The 21,244-nt window shown below is 71.5% G+C and carries 15 protein-coding genes and 1 pseudogene; 4 read left to right on the top strand and 12 right to left on the bottom strand.

The features are described from left to right. Positions 1-812: 812 nt before the first annotated feature. The 4 genes from AB0G35_RS33840 to AB0G35_RS33825 all read right to left on the bottom strand — a co-directional run bounded on the left by AB0G35_RS33840 (position 813) and on the right by AB0G35_RS33825 (position 9,592). Positions 813-3,032, bottom strand: a complete 2,220-nt coding sequence (locus AB0G35_RS33840; RefSeq protein ID WP_360957567.1) for a hypothetical protein — start codon at positions 3,030-3,032, stop codon at positions 813-815. A 666-nt stretch (positions 3,033-3,698) separates the two neighbouring features. Further along, entirely contained in the window at positions 3,699-5,093 is a 1,395-nt protein-coding gene (locus tag AB0G35_RS33835; RefSeq protein ID WP_360957565.1) for a TRAM domain-containing protein, read from the bottom strand. Positions 5,094-5,239: 146 nt separating this feature from the next. Continuing rightward, positions 5,240-7,291 (bottom strand): APC family permease, encoded by a 2,052-nt coding sequence (locus AB0G35_RS33830; protein WP_360957562.1) that lies wholly within the window; start codon positions 7,289-7,291, stop codon positions 5,240-5,242. Between the two features lie 192 nt (positions 7,292-7,483). Continuing rightward, positions 7,484-9,592 (bottom strand): NAD-binding protein, encoded by a 2,109-nt coding sequence (locus AB0G35_RS33825; protein ID WP_360957605.1) that lies wholly within the window; start codon positions 9,590-9,592, stop codon positions 7,484-7,486. Positions 9,593-9,923: 331 nt separating this feature from the next. Here AB0G35_RS33825 and AB0G35_RS33820 point away from each other — a divergent pair, with 331 nt between their 5' ends. Together AB0G35_RS33820 and AB0G35_RS33815 are read left to right on the top strand one after the other, a co-directional pair. Continuing rightward, positions 9,924-10,592 carry a TrkA family potassium uptake protein gene (locus tag AB0G35_RS33820; RefSeq protein WP_360957559.1) on the top strand — a complete coding sequence of 223 codons (669 nt, stop codon included), beginning with the start codon at positions 9,924-9,926 and terminating at the stop codon, positions 10,590-10,592. Next, complete coding sequence (locus AB0G35_RS33815) at positions 10,589-11,266, top strand: TrkA family potassium uptake protein (protein WP_261955254.1); 678 nt, start codon at positions 10,589-10,591, stop codon at positions 11,264-11,266. The genes AB0G35_RS33820 and AB0G35_RS33815 overlap by 4 nt, the downstream gene beginning before the upstream one ends. A 126-nt stretch (positions 11,267-11,392) precedes the next feature. On the opposite strand, the gene AB0G35_RS33810 is transcribed toward AB0G35_RS33815, so the two are convergent. The 4 genes from AB0G35_RS33810 to AB0G35_RS33795 all read right to left on the bottom strand — a co-directional run bounded on the left by AB0G35_RS33810 (position 11,393) and on the right by AB0G35_RS33795 (position 16,132). After that, positions 11,393-12,097, bottom strand: coding sequence for a DUF3159 domain-containing protein (locus AB0G35_RS33810; protein ID WP_360957602.1), 705 nt, complete (start codon positions 12,095-12,097; stop codon positions 11,393-11,395). 120 nt (positions 12,098-12,217) lie between these two features. Further along, a complete protein-coding gene (locus AB0G35_RS33805) occupies positions 12,218-12,616 on the bottom strand; it encodes an OB-fold nucleic acid binding domain-containing protein (protein WP_078872252.1) in 399 nt (132 codons plus the stop codon). A gap of 167 nt (positions 12,617-12,783) precedes the next feature. Then, positions 12,784-13,467 carry a response regulator gene (locus AB0G35_RS33800; protein ID WP_360957556.1) on the bottom strand — a complete coding sequence of 228 codons (684 nt, stop codon included), beginning with the start codon at positions 13,465-13,467 and terminating at the stop codon, positions 12,784-12,786. A 109-nt stretch (positions 13,468-13,576) separates the two neighbouring features. After that, positions 13,577-16,132 carry a sensor histidine kinase KdpD gene (locus AB0G35_RS33795; RefSeq protein ID WP_360957553.1) on the bottom strand — a complete coding sequence of 852 codons (2,556 nt, stop codon included), beginning with the start codon at positions 16,130-16,132 and terminating at the stop codon, positions 13,577-13,579. A gap of 543 nt (positions 16,133-16,675) precedes the next feature. Between AB0G35_RS33795 and AB0G35_RS33790 the strand changes: the two genes are divergently transcribed. Beyond that, positions 16,676-17,239 (top strand): GNAT family N-acetyltransferase, encoded by a 564-nt coding sequence (locus AB0G35_RS33790; RefSeq protein ID WP_360957600.1) that lies wholly within the window; start codon positions 16,676-16,678, stop codon positions 17,237-17,239. A 293-nt stretch (positions 17,240-17,532) separates the two neighbouring features. Here AB0G35_RS33790 and AB0G35_RS33785 read toward each other — a convergent pair whose 3' ends face one another. Further along, positions 17,533-18,108 (bottom strand): TetR/AcrR family transcriptional regulator, encoded by a 576-nt coding sequence (locus AB0G35_RS33785; RefSeq protein WP_360957551.1) that lies wholly within the window; start codon positions 18,106-18,108, stop codon positions 17,533-17,535. A 160-nt stretch (positions 18,109-18,268) separates the two neighbouring features. Between AB0G35_RS33785 and AB0G35_RS33780 the strand changes: the two genes are divergently transcribed. After that, complete coding sequence (locus tag AB0G35_RS33780; RefSeq protein WP_360957548.1) at positions 18,269-18,715, top strand: DUF1772 domain-containing protein; 447 nt, start codon at positions 18,269-18,271, stop codon at positions 18,713-18,715. 337 nt (positions 18,716-19,052) lie between these two features. On the opposite strand, the gene AB0G35_RS33775 is transcribed toward AB0G35_RS33780, so the two are convergent. The 3 genes and pseudogenes from AB0G35_RS33775 to AB0G35_RS33765 form a co-directional block, all read right to left on the bottom strand. Beyond that, the gene (locus tag AB0G35_RS33775; protein ID WP_360957545.1) at positions 19,053-19,802 is read right to left on the bottom strand and encodes an ABC transporter ATP-binding protein; all 750 of its coding nucleotides are present in this window, start codon (positions 19,800-19,802) and stop codon (positions 19,053-19,055) included. Positions 19,803-20,172: 370 nt separating this feature from the next. Then, positions 20,173-20,841 (bottom strand): potassium-transporting ATPase subunit KdpC, encoded by a 669-nt coding sequence (kdpC, locus tag AB0G35_RS33770; protein ID WP_360957542.1) that lies wholly within the window; start codon positions 20,839-20,841, stop codon positions 20,173-20,175. A gap of 22 nt (positions 20,842-20,863) precedes the next feature. Continuing rightward, positions 20,864-21,244: pseudogene (locus tag AB0G35_RS33765) on the bottom strand (potassium-transporting ATPase subunit B); the annotation flags it as partial.

Here is a 21,244-nt window from a genome sequence, read left to right as displayed (position 1 = left end):
CGTGTTCGGCCGGAAGGGCTGAGCCCGGCGAAGACGTTTCTGGCACCGAGGCATCCGCCGCCCTCCGGTCCGCGCCGGAAACACGTTCGTCGGTCGGCGGCGGCTGGGGTTCTCCGCGATCTGGTTCACCAAAGGTGAAGTCCGGGTGCGCTTCGGCCACGGACCGCGCGGCTGCCCGGACGGCATCGAGTCGTTGGGCCTCCGCTGCGTCCGCCGTCGCCCCGAACCAGCCCTGGTCCGCCGCCCACGCGAGGACGTACGCGTCGGCGACCGAAGCGTTGCACCACGCGAACACAGCGGCCCGGACCAGCGTCCCGCCCCATCGGGAAACAGGGTCGGGGGCGGCGTCACTGCCGGTTGTGAAGGCGGCCCTTCCCACGTCGTCCATCACGGTTTGAGTCAGTTTCACGACGCCGCAGGTGCACGAGTTCTGCCGTGCCTCGCGCCGCAGTCTGGCGAGGACATCCCGGCACAGTGCGCTGCCTGCCCGCCGAGGGGCAGCCATCCGTATTCCCAGGCGACCGAGTAATTGCTGCCGCGCCTTGGGAGGTATGGAGTTGAAGGCCAGTTCCACCATGCCGACCTTCAGGTCGTCCAGGGCGGTGGCAGCTGGCTGGTCCAGTGCGTTGAGTGCTGCGGCCAGAGCTCCGAGGCCCTCGACCGACACGCCATGCGGAGACAACGGTGGCTCCGCGATGACGTGATAGCGGTCCTGCATACGTGCGCACTCCGTTCGGTGGTGGGTGAATGCGGCGTCGACACCCGGTGTCAGCCGGGTACGAAGAGAAAGAAGTCGGGCGCTGAGGGAACGCTCAGTGGCCCCGTGTGTGCTGGGTGACGAAGGTGTAGCCTGCGGGCAACTCCCAGCCATCCGCTTTGCCCAGCCGGCGGCAGTACTCCCGGAAGGCTGCCCGCTGGGTTTCGCTCGGAGAGCACCCTGGCAGCAAACGGCGCAGATGACCGGGTACGTACTGCACCCCGCGCATCGGCTCGCTCATGGGCCCCATGCCGCCCCAGGGGCGGGGGATGCGTATTCGGGCGGGGCGGTAGCCGATGAGCGGTATCGTCCGCTCACCGGAGCGCTCCGGGAAGTGCGGCTGCCCCGTGGCGTCACGACTGCCGACGGCCGGTTCGAGGAGACGCTCGGCAAGTAGTTCCGCCACCGCGGCTTCAAGGGCGGCGGACTGTGACCGGGCCGGCGGTCGGCCGTAGACGGCAAGAGGCAGCCCGGAGCGGTCGAGTAGGGCATGGCCGTCCAGTGTGAGCAGCCCGCAACGACGTACCGTACGCATCACCAGTTGCCGGGGACCGAGACCTGCTGCCGTGTCACCGTGGCGATCACTGCCCGGGGCGTCCTCCCGGGTGAGGACACACGGGTCGTAACAGTGCCCGATCACCCGGCCGCCGACCTGTACCGGCTGATCGAGCCGGGTCGTCGCCACCCGGATTACCCGACCGCCGCGATCCCAGTGGAGCTGGAGCACCAGGCCGGGGAAGAAGTCGAGTGGCCAGACCACCCCCGTGAGACGACCGTCCGAGTCACCGAGTTCCGCGATGGTGGTCTGCGCGGCTTCGCCCTCGTCGAGGGCGCCGCCGGGGTTGGTGAGCTCCAGCCGCATGGTGGCCTGCCGCCCGAAGGTCGCCCGTAGTTCCTCGACGACAGGCGAACGGAGCGGAAGGAAACCGTCGATAAGGTGAGCCAGGCGTAGCGGCAGCCGCCACACGATCTCCTTCTCACTGCTCCGCAGCAGCTCACTCGGCCCAAGGTCCGCATCGTCCGCAAGGGGCGAGTCAACCGGCTCCTGCTCCTGCTCCTGCTCCTGCTCCTGCCACGGTGGTGTCGCCGTGGTGGAGGCCCACCCCCGTCCGGCGGGGGTCAACGGGTGGCCTGAGACCTCCGCGTCACCGGGGTGGTGAGAACGCCATATGCCTCCTCCTTCGAAGGCGTCGTCCAGCGTGACCCGGGTGCCGTTGGGGAACAAGCCTTCCTCACTGTCCCGTTGAACAACGTCGGCGAGCGTCACATTGGCACGGCACACGGCCGCGGCGTACCCCAATCCCTTGAGCAGGTCCTTGGCTCCGGGGAACGCACGCAGCCGGGGGCCGACCGCTGTGTAGACGGTGACCGGAGCGGTCAGTCCGTAGCGGCGTCGCGACGGAGTGGCAGCGCGTTCCACGGCCGCCGCGAGCGTCCTCAGATCGTCACCCCCAAGCGGTCCGGTGTCACGCCAACAGGCTGCGAGTGCTTCCCGGGTCATGGCGTACAGGCCCCACGTCCGCAGCACATCGCTGGAGCCGAGAACGCGCCGTACCGTGTCGAGGAGGCGCAGGAGACCGGTGCGAAGTGCCTCGTCGTCCGTGCTGCCTACAAGTTCGGCGAGGGACACGGGGACGAAGGGGCTGAGGAGTTGGGACCGGCCGGTGGTCAGCAGATAGTCCGCGTAGGCGGACAGGTCACTGCGGCGGGCCACTTCCCGCGACGGGTAGCGGGCCTCGATGACGACATGGCCATCCTCGTTGATCCACCGCTGGTGGGCACGCAAGCGGTGGAGCTGGGCAGGCGACAGGCTCAGTCCCGGCCCGAAGGCATGCGGGTCGGGTACCAGGAGCTCCCGGCGCCGCGGACAAGTGTCCTCCCCCAATCTGCCAGGGCCTTCGGCGCCCGCCGGCGCTCCGGACACCCAAGCCGGTACGTCACCGAAGGCACCTATGTTCGCGTGGGCGCCCTCTTTGTAGACGACCTCGGCATAGAGCGGGTCCGCCCCCGTGGCGACACGCACCATGGCGCCGACGGGTAACGCCGGTGCGGACCTGCCGAGAGTGACCACCGGGAAGTCGTCGGGCCGCAGAGGGCTACGGCCATAGCCGTCGCCGTCGAGGTCATAGCCGAAGTACACGGCGTTGAAGGCGACGGCGGCGTGCACCGGCGTCCGGCGGGCTGCGACGACCGCTTCCAGATAGCGCAGCAACCGCTCCCGCTCCACGTCCGGTACGGCGTCGTAGCCCTGGACCATGGCAGAGGTCAGCAACACCTGCTCGCCATACGGGCCGACCACTTGGGAGGCTGTCCCGCGCTCACAAGACGCCACCGGCCCCTTGTCCTCAAGTCGTTGGCGACCCCCCGGACGCCCACTCAATCTCTTCGAATGTCCGGCATCCGGCCCCCCAAGCTCCCTGACGGCCACTGGCCCCTGCGGCTCCCCACCCATGACACCTCCGCCGCACCGTATGTCGTCCACCCCACATGCGATGCGTTACGCAGGCTATGCCTGTCCTCTGCTCCCCGACCACGTTTTCGTCACCTTCACCAAGGCCGCGGAGTTGCGAATTGCGGCGCACGCGCCGGCGCGAACACAACCAACACAACTCCCCGCCAGCTGGTCCTCTTTCGGCGTGGAGCAGACCCGTCCGACGAGAGGCCGTTGGACGCGACCGACAGCCCTGGGCACTGGAGGAACGTCCACCAACAGCCCGGTTTGCCGCAGGGCCCGACCGCCACCTGCCGCCGCGCGGCCGCCTCGGGCAAAACAACGAAATTCCCGGCGACCTGCCACACCCGTTTAGCCAGCAGACCGCCCGACCAGCGGCGAATTTGCCTGACACCCCATCAGGACGAGCGTCACGAGCGTCATTTCGGCGTCAAGATATCGCCCGTAACGCCCACATCGCACATAACGCGCACCACCCAAACCCGCAGGTCAGGCGCCCTTAGCCGCCCGCTCCAAAATCACCACGCACTCCACATGATGCGTCATCGGAAACAAATCAAACGCCCGCATCCGCCGAGGCGCGTACCCCGCCTCCGCGAAGTACTTCAGGTCGCGGGCGAGGGCCGCCGGGTCGCAGGCTACGTAGGCGAGGCGGCGGGGGGTGAGGGAGGCGAGGTGGTGGACGGTGGATTTGCCGGCGCCGGCTCGGGGTGGGTCGAGGACGACGAGGTCGACGTCGGTGATGCCGGTGCGGGGGAGGATCGATTCGACCTTGCCGTGTTCGATGCGGACGCGGTCGAGGTCGGCGAGGTTGTGGCGGGCGTCCTCGACGGCGCGCTTGCCGGATTCGATGCCGAGGACCGCGCCCTTGTCGCCGACGCGTTCGGCCAGGGCTCCGGCGAACAGGCCGACGCCGCAGTACAGGTCGAGGGCCATGTCGCCCTTCTTCGGCATCAGGCCCTGCATGACGGCGTCGACGAGGAGGTCGGCGGCCTTCGGGTGGACCTGCCAGAAGCCGCCGTTGCCGACCCGCCAGGTGCGGCCGGCGGCGCGTTCGCGGACGAAGGGGCGGCCGTGGACGCGGTGGACGCCCTTGTCCTTCTCGCCGACGCGCATCACGGAGACCGGCTTGTCGAGTTCGACGATGGGGAGGCGGCCGCCGGGGCGCGGGGTGAGGATGACCTGGCGGTCGTGGGAGCCGGTGGCGGCGATCGCCTCGACGGTGGCGATCTGGGGCCAGTCGCGCTTCTCGACGCCGAGTTCGGAGACGCCGGGGGCGGCGATCAGGCAGTGGGTGATGGGCTCGACGTCGTGCGAGCGGTGCTTGCGCAGGCCGGCGCGGCCCTCGGCGTCGACGGCGTACTGGACGCGGGTGCGCCAGGCGGGCACCTCGCCGGGAGCGACCTTGTCGCCGGGGGCGGGCTCGACGGTGCCGTCCCAGCCGGCCGCCTCGGGAGTCAGCCCGGCGAGCCGCATCAGCTGCTCGGCCACCACCTCGCCCTTGAGGCGGCGCTGGGCGCCGGGCTTGGCGTGCTGCCAGTCGCAGCCGCCGCAGCGGCCGGGGCCGGAGAAGGGGCAGGGAGCCTCGACCCGGTCCTTGGACGGCTGGAGGACCTGCGTGGCGTCGGCGCGGAGGAAGCGGGCGCCCTCCTCGCCCTCGGTGACCCGGGCGATCACGCGCTCGCCGGGCAGGGCGTGGCGTACGAAGAGGACCTGGCCGGCTTCCGTGCGGGCGATGCAGTGGCCGCCGTGTGCGACCGGGCCGACCTCGACCTCGTACTCCTCACCGACCAGCGACTTCGCGGCGGCGCCGGCCGCCGGCTCGTCCGCACCGGCCAGGGACTTCTCCTCGCCGGCCAGCGGGTTCTTGGGTTCTTCCGGCATGGCGGGTGGGCTCCCTGAAGGTGGTGGTACGACGCGACGACGGCCGGCCTCCGGGGGGAGGCCAGCCGTCAAGTCTACGTCCCGGCGTGGTGTGCCCGGTCGCACGCCCGGCCGTTGAGGCGCCGGCCCGCGGCCGCGGCCGGCCGCTACTTCTTCGTAGCCGCCTTCTCCTTCTTCGGCTGGGCGACCGGGCCGCGGCGGACCGCGCCCGGGGCGTTCCACTCGGCGCGCTTGCGGGCGCGGAGCTTGGCGGCCTCCGAGGAGTCCAGCTGCCAGGGCACGGAGGTGACCATGACGCCGGGGGTGAAGAGGAGGCGGCCCTTGAGGCGGAGGGCGCTCTGGTTGTGCAGGAGGTGCTCGTACCAGTGGCCGACGACGTACTCGGGGATGTAGACGGAGACGGCGTCGCGCGGGCTCTCGCGGCGGAGGGACTTGACGTAATCGATGATGGGGCGCGTGATCTCGCGGTAGGGCGAGGCCAGGACCTTGAGCGGGACCTCGATGCCGCGGCGCTCCCACTCCTCGCGCAGTGCCTTGGTGTCGGCCTGGTCGACGTCCACGCTGACCGCTTCGAGGGTGTCGGTACGCATCAGCTTGGCGTAGTTCAGGGCGCGCAGGGTGGGCTTGTGCACCTTGGAGACCAGGACGAGGGAGTGCACGCGGGAGGGGCGGGCCACATCGTCGTCGGGGGTGTCCTCGGCGGCGATCTCGTCGGCGACCCGGTCGTAGTGGCGGCGGATCGCGGTCATGGTGGCGAAGAAGATGACCATGCCGAGCAGGGCCACCCAGGCGCCGTGGGTGAACTTCGTCAGGAGGACGACGACGAGGACGAGGCCGGTGAAGAAGGCACCGAAGGCGTTGATCGCGCGGGAGCGGTACATCCGGCGGCGCTTGGCCGGGTCCTTCTCGGTGAGCAGGTGGCGGTTCCAGTGGCGGACCATGCCGGTCTGGCTGAGCGTGAAGGAGACGAAGACGCCGACGATGTAGAGCTGGATCAGGCGGGTGGAGTCCGCGCCGTAGAGGTAGACCAGGACCGCGGCGGCGCCGGCCAGCAGCACGATGCCGTTGGAGAAGGCCAGCCGGTCGCCGCGGGTGTGCAGCTGGCGCGGCAGGTAGCGGTCCTGGGCCAGGATCGAGCCGAGCAGCGGGAAGCCGTTGTAGGCGGTGTTGGCGGCCAGGAACAGGACCAGCGCGGTGGCGGCGGCCAGGACCACGAAGAGGAAGCTGCCCTTGCCGAAGACGGCCTCGGCGACCTGGGAGATCACCGGGTTCTGGGTGTAGCCGGAGCCCAGCGGCCTGCCGTTGTCGAGCAGGTCGGTGGCCGGGTTCTCGGCCATCCTGACCCGGGTCGTCATGGCCAGCGCGATGATGCCGCAGAACATGGTGACGGCCAGGCCACCCATGAGCGCGAGCGTGGTGCCGGCGTTCTTGCTCTTCGGCTTGCGGAAAGCGGGCACACCGTTGCTGATCGCCTCGACACCGGTGAGCGCGGCGCAGCCGGAGGAGAAGGCGCGCAGCAGCAGGAAGATCAGCGCGAAGCCGGCCAGACCGCCCTGTTCGGCGTGGATGGTGTAGTCGGCGGTGGGGGCCTTCATCGTGTCGCCCATGACCACGCCGCGGATGACGCCCCAGATGATCATGATGAAGACGCCGGCCACGAAGACGTACGTGGGGATCGCGAAGAGCTTTCCGGACTCCTTGACCCCGCGCAGGTTCATCAGGGTCAGCAGGAGGATGACCGCGATCGCACAGAGCGTTTTGTGCTCGACGACGAACGGGATCGCGGAGCCCAGGTTCTCGATCCCGGAGGAGATGGACACCGCGACGGTCAGGACGTAGTCGACGAGCAGGGCGCTGGCGACCGTGAGCCCGGCCTTGGGGCCGAGGTTGGTGGTGGCGACCTCGTAGTCACCGCCACCGCTCGGGTAGGCGTGCACGTTCTGCCGGTACGACGCGACGACGGTGAACATCAGCACCACGACCGCGACCGCGATCCAGGGGCTGAAGTTGTAGGCCGACACTCCCGCGACGGACAGGACGAGCAGCACCTCGCCCGGCGCGTAGGCCACGGAGGAGAGCGGGTCGGAGGCGAAGACGGGGAGTGCGATGCGCTTGGGGAGCAGGGTCTCCCCGAGCCGGTCGCTGCGCAGTGCGCGCCCGATCAAGATCCGTTTGGGCACGTCGGTCAGTTTGGACACGCAGAGGATGCTAAGGGGTGGTCAAGCCCCCTGCCCACCCACCACCCGCACGGAACGGCAAACGACCGTGGCGCGGGCCGCACCCGCCCGGGCCGCGAACGGCCCCGAGGCCCGCCCCTGCACAGGATCCGCACGTCGCACGCACAGGACACCCGCCGGGAGCGGGCCGCGGACGGGCTTTCGTGGCTTTCGTCACGCCGGGCCGCTCGCCCCTCCCCCGGTACGCGCCGTCGCCGCCGCTCCCGGGCCGGACGGCCTGCGGCGGCGGGAGTGCAGGGCGCCCAGACCCTGGCGGGTGGCGACCAGCAGCACCCGGTCCTGGGGCCGCAGGACGTAGCCGTCGCCCAGCTCGTGGGCCAGATGGGCCGGCGCGCGCTCGGCGGCCGGCGGCGGCGCGGCGGCCGGGGCGTCCGGGTCCGGATCGTCGGGGGCCGAGGTGTCGACCGCCAGCACCCGCAGCCGGCCGGGCCGCCGGACCTCGCCGACCGTACGGCCCTCCAGCGCGGCGTGGCCGCGGACCTCGACCCGGGCGACCAGCAGCACCCGGCGCTCGACCGGGATCGCGCCCAGGATCTGCCGTCCCATCATCGCGCCGGCGAACGCGGGGGCGGCCAGGAAGGAGACGCTGCGGCTGCGGGTCAGCGCCCGGGGGTGCGCGGCGCGCAGGGTGCGGTAGACGGCGGTGGCGAAGCGGTCGTCGAACAGCCGGAGGGTCACCCGCAGCTGCGGGGTGACCGAGCGGGCGTAGAGGGCGGCCTCCAGGTTGGTGGTGTCCTCGCTGGTCAGCGCGAGCAGACCGGACGCCCGCCCGATCATCGCGGCCTCCAGGACCCCTTCGTGGGTGACGTCCCCCAGGACGGTCGGCACCCGCAGCCGCCGGGCCAGGGCGAGCCCCCGCGCCTCCGGGTCCGCCTCGATGCACACCACGGGGATGCCCATCTCGTGCAGCCGGGCCAGCACCCGGGTGCCGACCTTGCCGAGGCCCAGCAGCACGACATGGCCCGACAGACCGCGCGGCGGCCGGCGCAGTGCCGAGGCGCTGCGGAACGTGCCCAGCCCCTCGAACGCCGCGGCGACCAGCACCGGCAGCAGCAGCAGACCGGTCAGCCCGGAGAGCAGTTGGAGGATCTTGCGGGGCAGCGGCTCGCCGAGCGCCGGATCGTTGATCGCGAAGAGGTCCAGCAGCGTGAGGTAGGTGGCGTGCAGCGGGTCCTCGCCGGTGGTGAGCGAGGAGGCGACGGCCAGGGCCAGCACCGCGCCGACCAGGCCGGCCAGCGACCAGCGCAGCCGCCGGGAGAACAGCGAGGCGAGCGGGGCACCGCGGCCGCGCAGTCCACGACGGCGCACCGGCCGCGCCGCGCCCGGGCCCGTACCCCTGGAGGGGCCGGTACCCGTATAGGAGACGGTCTCCAGGACGACGCGGGCCCGGCCGGCGGCGGCCTCGGCCACCTCGTCGTCCGGCAGCAGCACCGCCCCCTCGTCCACCAGGCCGCCCGAACTCGACGCTCCGTCAACGGAGTTGGCGGCGTCGGACGAACGCGGGACGGAAGCGGCGGCGGCAGCGCCGGTCGCTGCCGGGTCGGCGGAGGAGGCGGGGAGCACCGCCAGCGTGCACAGCTCCGGGTCCCCGGCCCGGCCGGGCGGCATCGGCGTGCGCTCCACGGCCCGCAACAGCAGCCCGTCCGCCTCGATGACCTTGCTGGTCCCGGCGACCGCGGTGGCGACCAGCGCGGGAGCCACCGTGTCCGCGTCGGACAGCACGGTCGTCGAGGCGTCGATCCCGGCCGCGCCGTCCACGGGCCCGGCGGGCCCGTCCTCGCCGTCACTCAGGGCCGCGACCGCCGCGGCCTGGTCGAGCAGCTCCTCCAGGTGCTGGCCCAGCTTGCGGTTGTAGAGGCGGATGACCAGCCGCAGCCGGGGATTGAGCCGGCGGGCCCGCAGCGCGGCGTGGATGTTGAGCTCATCGTCGTCGTAGACCAGGGCCAGCGCCTCCGCACCGGCGAGGTCCGCCTTGGTGAGCGCCGCGTCGTCCGGCTGTGCCGCCTCCACGATGTGCAGCGGTTCGGGCGGCGGTTCGGTGCCCTCTCCGGGCGGCTCCGGGGGCAGCGCGGTGCGCGTCATCGCCGCCGACACCCGGCCGAGCAGCGCACCGGCCCGGCCCAGCGGGCTGGCCGGCGGCGGGATCCGGGGACGGTGCGGCTCGCGGGCGGAGGGGGTCACCAGCGTCACCCGTTCGCCGTAGACGTCCCGGAGCTCCGCGGCGAGCCGGTGGGCGAGCGCGTCATCGCCGCAGACCACCATGTGCGGGGCAGGAGAGCCCTGTTGGGGCTGGAGAGGCAGACTGGGCACACCCCGTAGCGTGCCTCACGGGATGCGGGCGGCGCAGCCCGGCGCGGAAGACGGTCGCACCGCCTCGCCGATCCGCCTCCCAACTGCTGCCGACCGCGCCCCCTCCAGGAACCGCTCTTGCGGCTACGGTTGTACCGGACCACCGGTGCGACCAGCGCGCCCGCTGCCGCACCCGGTCCGTATCGCGAGCTGTGGCTTCGTGTCGCCGGTACTGGGAGAAGAAAGTAGTGAGCAGGGTGTTTGTGCAGGTCAGCGCGCTAGTACAGGGCACGGGGTAATCAGCATGCACGTCGTCATCATGGGGTGCGGGCGGGTCGGATCCGCGCTCGCACAGACCCTGGAGCGCCAGGGCCACACCATCGCGGTGGTCGATCAGGACCCCACCGCCTTCCGCCGCCTGGGCTCGTCCTTCGGCGGCCGCCGGGTGACCGGCGTCGGCTTCGACCAGGACACCCTGCGGGAGGCCGGCATCGAGGAGGCGGGCGCCTTCGCGGCCGTCTCCAGCGGTGACAACTCCAACATCATCGCCGCCCGGGTGGCCCGCGAGATGTTCGGTGTCGAGAACGTCGCGGCCCGGATCTACGACCCGCGCCGCGCCGAGGTCTACCAGCGGCTGGGCATCCCCACGGTCGCCACCGTCCGCTGGACGGCCGACCAGATGCTGCGCCGGCTGCTGCCGTCGGGCGCCGAGCCGCTGTGGCGGGACCCCAGCGGCGGCGTCCAGCTCGCCGAGGTGCACACCTCCCCGGCCTGGGTCGGCCACAAGATCAGCAAGCTGCAGGAGGAGACCGGCGTGCGCGTCGCGTTCCTCACCCGCCTGGGCGAGGCGATGCTGCCGACCTCCCAGACGGTGCTGCAGGAGGGCGACCTGGTGCACGTCATGATGCGCAGCGACGAGGTCGAGAAGGTCGAGGCGGCATTCGCCACGGGTCCCGAGGAGGCGCACGCATGAGGGTCGCAATTGCGGGCGCGGGCGCGGTGGGCCGTTCCATCGCGGGCGAGCTGCTGGAAAATGGTCACGAGATCCTGCTCATCGACAAGGCGCCGACCGCCATCTCGGTCGAGCGGGTGCCGCTGGCGGAATGGCTGCTGGCCGACGCCTGTGAGATCACCTCGCTCGACGAGGCGGCGCTGCAGCGCTGCAACGTCGTCATCGCGGCGACCGGCGACGACAAGGTCAACCTCGTCGTCTCGCTGCTCGCCAAGACCGAGTACGGCGTGCCGCGGGTGGTCGCCCGGGTGAACAACCCGAAGAACGAGTGGCTGTTCAACGAGTCCTGGGGCGTCGATGTCGCGGTCTCCACGCCGCGTCTGATGTCCGCCCTGGTCGAGGAGGCGGTCAGCGTCGGCGACCTGGTCCGGCTGCTGCGCTTCAGCCACGGTGACGCCAACCTCGTCGAGCTGACGCTGCCCCCGGAGGCGGCGCTGGCCGGCACCCGGGTCGGCGATGTGGCGTGGCCCGAGGACACCTCCCTGGTCACGATCATCCGCGGCACGCGGGTGCTCACGCCCAACAAGGAGGACGTCCTGGAGGCGGGCGACGAGCTGCTGTTCGTGGCGGCGCAGTCCCGCGAGGAGCAGCTGGAGGACCTGCTGTCCATGCGGCGCGAGGACGCGGCGGGCTAGCGGGCCCGGCCGTACGGCACGAGCACGACGAGGGCGCCCCGGAGATCTCCGGGGCGCCCTCGTCGTGCGTGCGGCTGCGGTTCGCGGTGACGACTCGCGGCGGTCGGCGCTACGACTCCGCCGGCGCTACGACTCGCGACGGTGGCGGCCCGCCGTCGCCTCGCCGCCGTCCTTCGCCGGTGCCGCCTTGCGTTCCTTCTCCGCCTGCTCCGCGGCCTCCATCTCGGCGAAGACGTCGATCGGCGGCGGCGCCTTCACCAGGAAGACCCAGGTCAGATAGACCGCGAGCAGGAACGGCGGGATCTTCAGCGCGATCAGCACCCAGCCGAGCTGGGTGGTGTCCGCCCACCAGTACAGCGGGAAGAGGACCGCGCACTTGCCGAGCAGGATCAGTCCCCACGCCCAGCTGGCCTTGGCGTACGCCTTCTTCCGGCCGGGGTTGCGGGTGCGCCAGGAGAGGTTCTCCTTGAAGACCGGGCCCAGGATCAGACCGATCAGCGGCACACCGGCGAGCGTCGTGACGATGTACGCCAACGCCAGGCCGAGGGTGTAGAGCATGCCGGGCAGGTAGAAGTCCTTGGCGTTGCCGGTCATCATCGCGAAGACCACACCGAAGGCCACGCCGAAGACACCGCCGAAGGCGTGCTTGACGGTGTCCTTGCGGACCAGGCGGACCGCCGCCAGCACCAGCGAGACGGCCAGCGCGGCGATCGCGGAGACGTGCAGGTCCTTGTTGACCGTGAAGATCGCGACGAACAGCAGGCCGGGAAGGACCGTCTCCACCAGGCCCCGCACCCCGCCGAACGCCTCGAACAGCGCCGCCTCGGTCACCTCCCGGCCGGCGCCGCTCTCGTCCGGCGGGCCGGCGGGGGTGGGGGTGGGGCCGGCGCCGGGAGTGGCACCGGCAGCGGCCTGGGGGTCAGTGGTCGGTCGGTCGTAAGACGTCACCGGCTACTCCTGTCCGAGCGGTCGGAGTTCGTACTTCGGATTGAAGAGCACCCGGCGTCCGTGACTCAGCGAGATCCGGCCCGAGGCGATGAGCTTACGGCCCGGCTCTATCCCGACGATGGAGCGGCGGCCGAGCCACACCACGTCGAGCGCGGCGGAGCCGTCGAACAGCTCCGCCTCCAGCGCGGGCACACCGGCGCGGGGCCGCAGCGTGACATGCCGCAGGGTGCCGGTGACCTTGACTATCTGGCGGTCGTCGCAGTCGCAGATGCGGGTGCACCCCGCGTCCTCCGCGTCCTGCTGCAACTCGGCGGACTGCAGCTCCTCCTCGGAGGAGGACAGCCTGTCGAGCATCCGGCGGAAGCGACCGGCCGGCTTCTCGGATCGGGTCCCAGCACTCATAGAGCCAGCGTACCGGTGCCCGGGTCCGCGGATCACGGCGTCCACAGGGACGTCCGTCCCGCCGCCACCGCCCACCTTCACTGCTCGAAGCGATAACCCATCCCCGGCTCGCCGATACTGCACCCCCCGGGGGCCAACCCCCGGACCCCCGGCCGGACCACCCGCCCTCACTGCTCGAAGCGATAACCCATCCCCGGCTCGGTGATGAAGTGCTTCGGGTGGGAGGGGTCGCTCTCCAGCTTGCGGCGGAGCTGGGCCATGTAGACGCGCAGATAGTTGGTCTCGGTGCCGTAGGACGGGCCCCAGACCTCCTGGAGCAGCTGCTTCTGGCTCACCAGCCGGCCGGCGTTGCGGACCAGGACCTCCAGGAGGTGCCATTCGGTGGGGGTCAGCCGGATGTCCCGGCCGTCGCGGTTGACCTTCTTCGCGGCCAGGTCGACGGTGAAGCCCTCGGTCTCCACGACCACGGCGGTGTCGGCCGGCCCGGTCGGCTCGGCGCGGCGCACCGCCGCCCGCAGCCGGGCCAGCAGCTCGTCCATGCCGAACGGCTTGGTGACGTAGTCGTCCGCGCCCGCGTCCAGCGCCTCCACCTTCTCGTCGGAGGTCTGCCGGGCGGAGAGGACCAGGATCGGCACCCGGGTCCAGCCCCGCAGGCCCTTGATCACTTCGACGCCGTCCATGTCGGGCAGGCCGAGGTCCAGGACGATGACGTCGGGGTGGCGGGCGGCGGCGAGCTTGAGGGCGGTGGCCCCGTCGGGGGCGGCGTCGACCTCGTACTTGCGCGCCTTCAGGTTGATCACGAGGGCGCGGACGATCTGCGGCTCGTCATCGACCACAAGCACCCGGTTCACTGGCGATCTCCTCGTGGTGTCGTGTCGTATCCCGGCGGGGCGGGGTCGGGTCGTCTCCCGGCGGGGCGGCCCGCGGGACGTGGGATGGAGGGCGGCGGCGGGGTGCGGCTCATGTCGTGACCTGGGCCGGGAGGTCGGGCCGGACCGGCGGCCGGCCGCCCGCCGCCCGGAGCGTGAGGACCATGGTCATCCCGCCTCCCGGGGTGTCCTCGGCAGCCAGCGTGCCGCCCATCGCCTCCGCGAAGCCCCGCGCCACGGCGAGCCCCAGCCCCACGCCGGCGCCGCGCGGGACGTCGCCGTAGCGCTGGAACGGCTCGAAGATCCGGTCCTTGGCGCTGTCGGGCACGCCCGGACCGCGGTCGGCGATCCGCAGCTCCACCCGGTCGCCGAGCGCGCTGGCCGCGACCAGCACCGCCTCCCCGTCCGGGCTGTACTTCACGGCGTTCTCGACGAGATTGGCGACCGAACGTTCCAGCAGGCCGGGATCGACCGCGACCATCGGCAGCTCCTCCGGGATGTCCAGGGTGACGCTGACTTCCGGTACGCCGCCCAGCGCCATCGGGACGACCTCGTCGAGGTCGATCTCGCGGATCAGCGGGGTGACCGTGCCGGTCTGCAGCCGGGACATGTCCAGAAGGTTGCCCACCAGGTGGTCCAGCCGGTCCGCCCCCGCCTCGATTCCGGCCAGCAGCTCGGCCTCGTCCTGGGGCGACCAGGCCACGTCGTCCGAGCGCAGGGAGGTGACCGAGGCCTTGATGCTCGCCAGCGGCGTCCGCAGGTCGTGGCTGACCGCGGCCAGCAGCGCCGTCCGGATGCGGTTGCCCTCGGCCAGCTCGCGGGCCCGTTCCGCCTCGCCGACCAGCCGCTGCCGGTCCAGTACCACGGCGGCCTGCGCGGCGAAGGCGGCCAGCACCCGGCGGTCCTCGGCGGGCAGCACCCGCCCGGTCAGTGCCAGCGCCATGTGGTCACCCACCGGCATGTCGACGTCCGCGTCCTCCGGCCGCTGCAGCGGCTCGCCCTTCTCAGAACCGCCGGCCCGGCCCGCGCAGGTCCACGGGGCGACGTCGCTGCGCCGCTCCAGCAGCGCCACGGTGTCCATGCCGAAGGTCTCCCGCACCCGCTCCAGCAGGGCGTTCAGCGTCGTCTCGCCGCGCAGTACGCTGCCGGCGAGGAAGGACAGGATCTCCGCCTCGGCGCGCAGCCTGGCCGCCTGGTGGGTGCGGCGGGCGGCGAGGTCCACCACCGAGGCGACCGACACCGCGACCGCGAAGAAGATCGCGATGGCGACGATGTTCTTCGGGTCGCTGATCGTGAGGGTGTGGGTCGGGGGCGTGAAGTAGAAGTTCAGCAGCAGCGAGCCCACCGCGGCCGACGCCAGCGCCGGCAACTGCCCGCCGAGCAGCGCCGCCACGACGGTCAGGAAGAGGAACAGCAGCACGTCGTTGGCCAGCCCGGGGCCGTTGGCGAGGCCGGACAGCAGCAGCGAGAGCAACGCCGGGCCCACCACGCCGACCAGCCAGCCGGCGATGATCCGGGCCCGCCCCAGCCGCGCACCGCGCGCCACCGGCAGCCCGCGGCCCTTGGCGACCTCCTCATGGGTGACGATGTGCACGTCGAGGTCCGGCCCCGAGTCGCGGGCGACGGTCGCGCCGACCCCCGGCCCGAAGACGTACTGCCAGGTCTTGCGGCGGCTGGACCCCAGCACGATCTGCGTGGCGTTCACCCCGCGCGCGAACTCCAGCAGCGCACTCGGTATGTCGTCCCCGATGACGTGGTGGAACGTTCCGCCGAGGTCCTCCACCAGGGTCCGCTGGACGGCGAGTTCCTTGGGCGAGGCGGAGGTCAGCCCGTCACTGCGGGCTATGTAGACGGCGAGCACCTCGCTGCCCGACCCCTTGGCCGCCATCCGGGCGGCCCGGCGGATGAGCGTACGGCCCTCGGGGCCCCCGGTCAGGCCGACGACGATCCGCTCGCGGGCCTGCCAGGTCGACCGGATCGAGTGCTCCGCCCGGTACTCCTGCAGGTACTCGTCGACGCGGTCGGCGACCCAGAGGAGCGCCAGCTCGCGCAGCGCCGTGAGATTGCCCGGCCGGAAGTAGTTCGACAGGGCGGCGTCCACCTTGTCGGGCTGGTAGATGTTCCCGTGCGCCATCCGGCGCCGGATCGCCTGTGGCGACATGTCGACCAACTCGATCTGGTCGGCCCGCCGCACCACCTCGTCCGGTACGGTCTCGCGCTGCCGGACGCCCGTTATGGACTCGACGACGTCCCCGAGCGACTCCAGGTGCTGGATGTTCACCGTCGAGATGACATCGACGCCGGCTTCCAGCAGCTCCTCGATGTCCTGCCAGCGCTTGGCGTTGCGCGAACCGGGCACGTTGGTGTGGGCCAACTCGTCGACCAGGGCCACGGCGGGTTTGCGGTCCAGCGCGGCGTCCACGTCCATTTCGGTGAAGACCGAGCCGCGGTACGGCAGCTCGCGGCGCTGGATCTGCTCCAGGCCGTGCAGCATGACCTCCGTACGGGGCCGACCGTGGTGCTCGACGAACGCCACCACGACGTCCGTACCCCGCTCCACGCGCCGGTGTGCCTCGGACAGCATCGCGTAGGTCTTGCCGACGCCGGGCGCCGCCCCGAGATATATCCGTAGCTTGCCGCGTGCCATGGCCCCATTGTCTTACGTGAAGGCCGCCCCCACCGGGCTGGCCTGCTGCGACCCTACCGACCCCACAAGCAAACAAAAGCCGCAGTCGGCACCTTGCCCCTGGTCTTGACGCGACTCTGATACGGGGCTCCGGGCCTGGTGGGGCGGGGGCGGCGGCGGGGGGGGTGGGGCTCGCGGCGGCGGGTGGGGCTCGCGGTGACGGGTCGGGCTCGCGGTGACGGGTCGGGCCCGCGGCGGCGCACGGCGCTGGCTCGGGTACGGCGACGCCGCTTGTGGCTTACGGAGCAGCGGGAACGACGGCCAACCGGACCGAGGCCCGAGGTCGCTTCTCCCGCCCGTCCACTTGGCGTCCATCGGAGGCATTCCAGGCGGCGACCCCACCCCACCAAAACACCTCGCCGGACGACGCGGCCGAATGCCACGATGCCCCTCATGACGGACACCGCGCCCGTACCCGAGCCCGAGCCTCAGCCCCAGCCCCAGCCCGTAACCGATCCCACGGATCCCACGGATCCCACCATCCTCACCGGCCACCACTCCTCCGTGCCCAGGGCAGATCTGACGACCGGCCGCACGCCCGCGCTGCGGATCACGCACACCGCCGACCTGGACGCGGCAACCCTCGGGGCGGTGCGCGCCCTCCTCTACGACGTCTTCGACGACATGACCGAGGAGGACTGGGAGCACGCCCTCGGCGGTCTGCACGCCCTGGCCTACGAGGACGGCGAACTCGTCGGCCATGCCTGCGTGATCCAGCGCCGGTTGCTGCACGGCGGCCGGGCGCTGCGCTGCGGTTACGTCGAGGGGGTCGGCGTACGCGCGGACCGGCGCGGCCGCGGCCACGGGGCGGCCATGATGGCCCCGCTGGAACGAGTGATCCGCGCCGGTTACGACCTCGGCGCGCTCGGCGCCTCCGACGAGGCTGCCACCTTCTACGCCGCCCGGGGCTGGCAGCAGTGGCGCGGCCGCTCCTGGGTCCTCACCCCGTCCGGCATCCAGCGCACCGCCGAGGAGGACGACTGCCTTTACGTCCTGCCGACCCCCGCCGCCCCCCTGGACCTCGACTCCGACCTCACCTGCGACTGGCGCGACGGCGACGTCTGGTAGCCGCGACGGCGACGTCTGGCACTGGTAACAGCGTCGGGGGCAGGACCTGACACACCTCCAGCAGTCGGCGAGAACCAGCCCGAGGCGAAAGGGAACCGACCGCGGGCGAGCGGCAACCGTCCAGAGGGCGGACGGGAACCGGCCAGGGGCGGACCGGAACCGACCAGGGGCGAGCGAGCCCCGTCACCGAGCCCCGATACCGCGTCCCGATACCGCGCCCCGTCAGCCGGTGACCGTCGCCCGGACTTGAGCCGTATCGCCGCCCTGGGGATCGCCTCCGCCGACGATCCCCTTTACCGGGGGACGAAGCGGTCGACCAGGAGAGTGAGGCGGTCGAGGACCCGGTCGGCGGGCAGCCGTCCGGCGCGGGTGAGGGTGACCAGCCCGTGCAGCGCGGCCCAGAACGTCTCGACGAACAGCCCCGGCTCATCGGGGTGCGCATGGCCGACGAGGGGGTCCAGCAGGGCCTGGAACGCCTCGCGCAGCGGCGCGGGCGTGGCCTCGTCGGCGAACGGAAGGCCGTTGTCGAGGCTGAACATCGCGTCGTACAGGGCGGGATTGCGCGCGGCGAAGTCGGTGTAGGCGCGGGCCAGCGCCGCGACCGCCTCGCGGCCGGCGGGGCCTTCCGGCGCCGCCGCGCGCAGTGCGGTCGTCAGCTCGGCGAACCCCTCCAACGCGACCGCCCCGACGATCTCCTTCTTGCCCCGGAAGTGGCTGTAGAGCACGGGCTGGCTGTACTCGATCTGCTCGGCGAGGCGGCGCGTGGTCACGGCATCCCACCCCTGCGTCTCGGCCAGCTCGCGGGCCGTGGAGACGATCAGCCTGTGGCGGTTGGCCCGCTCGCGTTCCTTGCGTTCACGTACCGACATGCCTCGATGCTAGCACCGCTAGACAACAGAGCATCGACCCATCTAGCATCGCACCAGAATCTAGCGCCGCTAGATGTCTGGGGCTCCAGGCCGCCGAACACTCGGCCACCGGCGCTTCAAGCCCTTGCTCAAGCTCTGGTTCAAGCCCTCGGGAGGGGACATGCACAACGCACTGGCCGTCGTCACGGTCGTCGTGGTCGGACTGATGGTGGGCGTCGAGTTCGCGGTGGCGGTGTTCGTCAACCCGATCCTCGACCGACTCCCGAACGACGGCGGACTCGACGCCCGCAGCGACGGGGCGCGCATCCTCGGCCGGGTCATGCCGTTCTGGTACATCGGCTCGGTCATCCTCGGCGCGACGTGGTCCGCACTGGCATGGGGCGACCAGGGCGGTTCGCTCATCGCCGTGGGCACAGCGCTGCTCGTACTGAGCGTGGTGATGTCGATCCTGCTGCTCGTCCCGATCAACTCACGCGTCGCGACCTGGTCGAAGGAGGGCGTACCCGCCGACTGGAAGCAACAGGTCGGCCGATGGGACCGCTTCCACTACGCCCGCGTGGCCATCATCGTGCTCGCGTTCGTACTGTTCACGCTCGCGCTCACCTGACGGCACATCAGGGTCGCCCTGTGCTGCCGTGTTCGCAGCGGCACCCGTGAGTCCGCCATAAGCGGCCGGGGAGGGCGGCCAGGCGCACGTCCGGGTGGAGGCAAGGGGCGGCCATCGCCATGGCCGGCCCTTCCACTCCCCCGGGGAGCCTCCGCGGGCGGCCTCCGCGGGCCCTCCCCCTGGGGCCCCTCCCCGGGCCCCCTCCCCCACCCGCCTCCTCCTCCACCCCGTTCCCGTCCCCACCAGCCCCGCACCCCGCACACGTTGCGCCCCCCGCACCCCGCGCACGTTGCCCCAGCCCTCCCCGCCCACCGGACCCGCTACGTCAAGCCCGTGGCTACGTAGGGCCGTTCTCCTCCGTGATCAACCCGTCGTTCAGCGTCAGGACGCGGTCGGCCAGGCCCAGGAGGGTGTTGTCGTGCGTGGCGACCAGGGCCGTGACACCCTCGCTGCGGACGACGGCGCGCAGCAGTTCCATCACCTCCAGGCCGGTTTCGGCGTCGAGTTGGCCGGTGGGTTCGTCGGCTATGAGAAGGGCGGGGCGATTGGCCAGCGCGCGGGCTATCGCGACACGTTGTTGCTGGCCGCCGGAGAGTTCGCCCGGGCGCTGCCGCGCATGGTCGGCGAGGCCGACCAGTGACAGCAGCAGGGCGACGCGTTCCTCTCGCTCGCGTGGCGGGACCTTGCGGAGTCGCAACGGCACCCCCACGTTTTCGGCGGCGCTCAGAATCGGTATCAACCCGAACGACTGGAAGACGAAGCCGATGCGGTCGCGGCGCATTTCCAGGAGTTCGGCCTCACCGAGTCCGGCGAGCGGGGTGCCGTCGACGGTGATGTGTCCCGCGTCCGGGGTGTCCAGGCCGCCGATGAGGTTGAGGAGTGTCGTCTTGCCGGATCCGGAGCGGCCGCGCAGGGCGACGAGTTCGCCGCGCGGGACGCGACAGGACACCCCACGGAGCGCGTGCACGGTGCCGGCGCCGCTGCCTTCACTGCCGTAACTGCGGCGCAGGCCCTCGACGATGACCATGGCCGAGGACGCGGTCGTGGTCGTGTTCGCGGTCGTGGTCGTGGTCCTGGTCGTGTCCATCGCCGTGGGCACTGTGTCCGTCGCCGGCGGGGCCGCGTCCATCGCCGTGGGGACACCGCTTGCCCCGTCGACTCCACCGACCGGGTCCGGTCGAGATCTGCTTCCCCCGTTGTGCATGGTTCGTTCCCCCACTCCCGTTGCGGCATCGGTTTGCCGCGCCGGCCCGGCACCCTCGGTGGTGCCTGCCGGTGGCGTCAGTATGCGTACCGCGCAGTTCGGCGGGCAACGCCTGTGGATAACTCTCGGACCGAGGTGCGGGGAGGGGGCCCGGACCGCGCCGGGGAGTGCCACACTCCAGGCCTCGTTCGTCCCTCCTCAGCCCTCCTCTCAGGACTCGTTCCCCCCTCCTCAGCCTCCTCTCAGCCCCTCGTCAGCCCTTGTCCCTACCCCCCACCAGATCCCGCAGCGCCACGTTCAACTCCAGTACGTTCACTCGCGGTTCGCCGAGGAAGCCCAGGGTGCGGCCCTCGGTGTGACGAGTGACGAGTCGGTGCACCGTGGTTGCCGGGAGGTGGTTCTCCTTGGCGACACGGTCGGCCTGGAGTTGGGCGTACGCCGGGGAGATGTCCGGGTCGAGGCCGGAGCCGGACGAGGTGACGGCGTCCGCGGGGACCTTCGACTCGGGGACGCCGTAGGTCTCGGCGACCCACTTCTTGCGTTCCTCGACCGCCTTGATGAGGTCGGTGTTGGTGGCGCCCAGGTTGGAGGCGCCGGAGACCTGCAGGTCGTACTGGGTGTTGACGCCGTTGGCGCGGTTGCTGCCCAGGCCCGCGGACCGGCGCGGCTGGAAGAACCGCAGGTCGGGAATGGGGTTGCCGTGTTTGTCGGTGCCCTTGTCGTAGCGCTGGCCGAGGAGTGCGGAGCCGACGACCTTGCCGTGGGAGCGGACCTCGGACCCGTTGGCCTGGTCGGGGAAGGCCGCCTGGGCCACGCCGGTGACCGCCAGCGGGTAGAGGACGCCGCACACCACGGTCAGGACGAGCAGGGCGCGCAGAGCGGCGCCCAGCAACCGAGCGGTGTTGCGTACCGAGTTGTTCATGGCGGTTACCACGCTTTCCGCATCAGTGCAGCCCGGGGATGAGGGAGATGAGCAGGTCGATGAGTTTGATGCCGATGAACGGTGCGATCAGTCCGCCCAGGCCGTAGATGCCGAGATTGCGCCGCAACATCTTGTCGGCGCTCATCGGCCGGTACTGCACGCCCTTCAGGGCGAGCGGCACCAGCGCGATGATGATCAGCGCGTTGAAGATGATCGCCGACAGGATGGCGGAGTTGGGGCTGGACAGCCGCATGATGTTGAGGGTGTCCAGGCCCGGGTAGGCCACGGCGAACATCGCCGGGATGATGGCGAAGTACTTGGCGACGTCGTTGGCGATCGAGAAGGTGGTCAGTGCGCCCCGGGTGATCAGGAGCTGCTTGCCGATCTCGACGATCTCGATGAG

The sequence above is a fragment of the Streptomyces sp. NPDC021749 genome (assembly GCF_040640655.1).
In the GTDB taxonomy this organism is placed as follows: domain Bacteria; phylum Actinomycetota; class Actinomycetes; order Streptomycetales; family Streptomycetaceae; genus Streptomyces.
The sequence above is the reverse complement of the archived record's forward strand: the minus strand, read 5'-3'. Positions and strand labels throughout refer to the sequence as shown.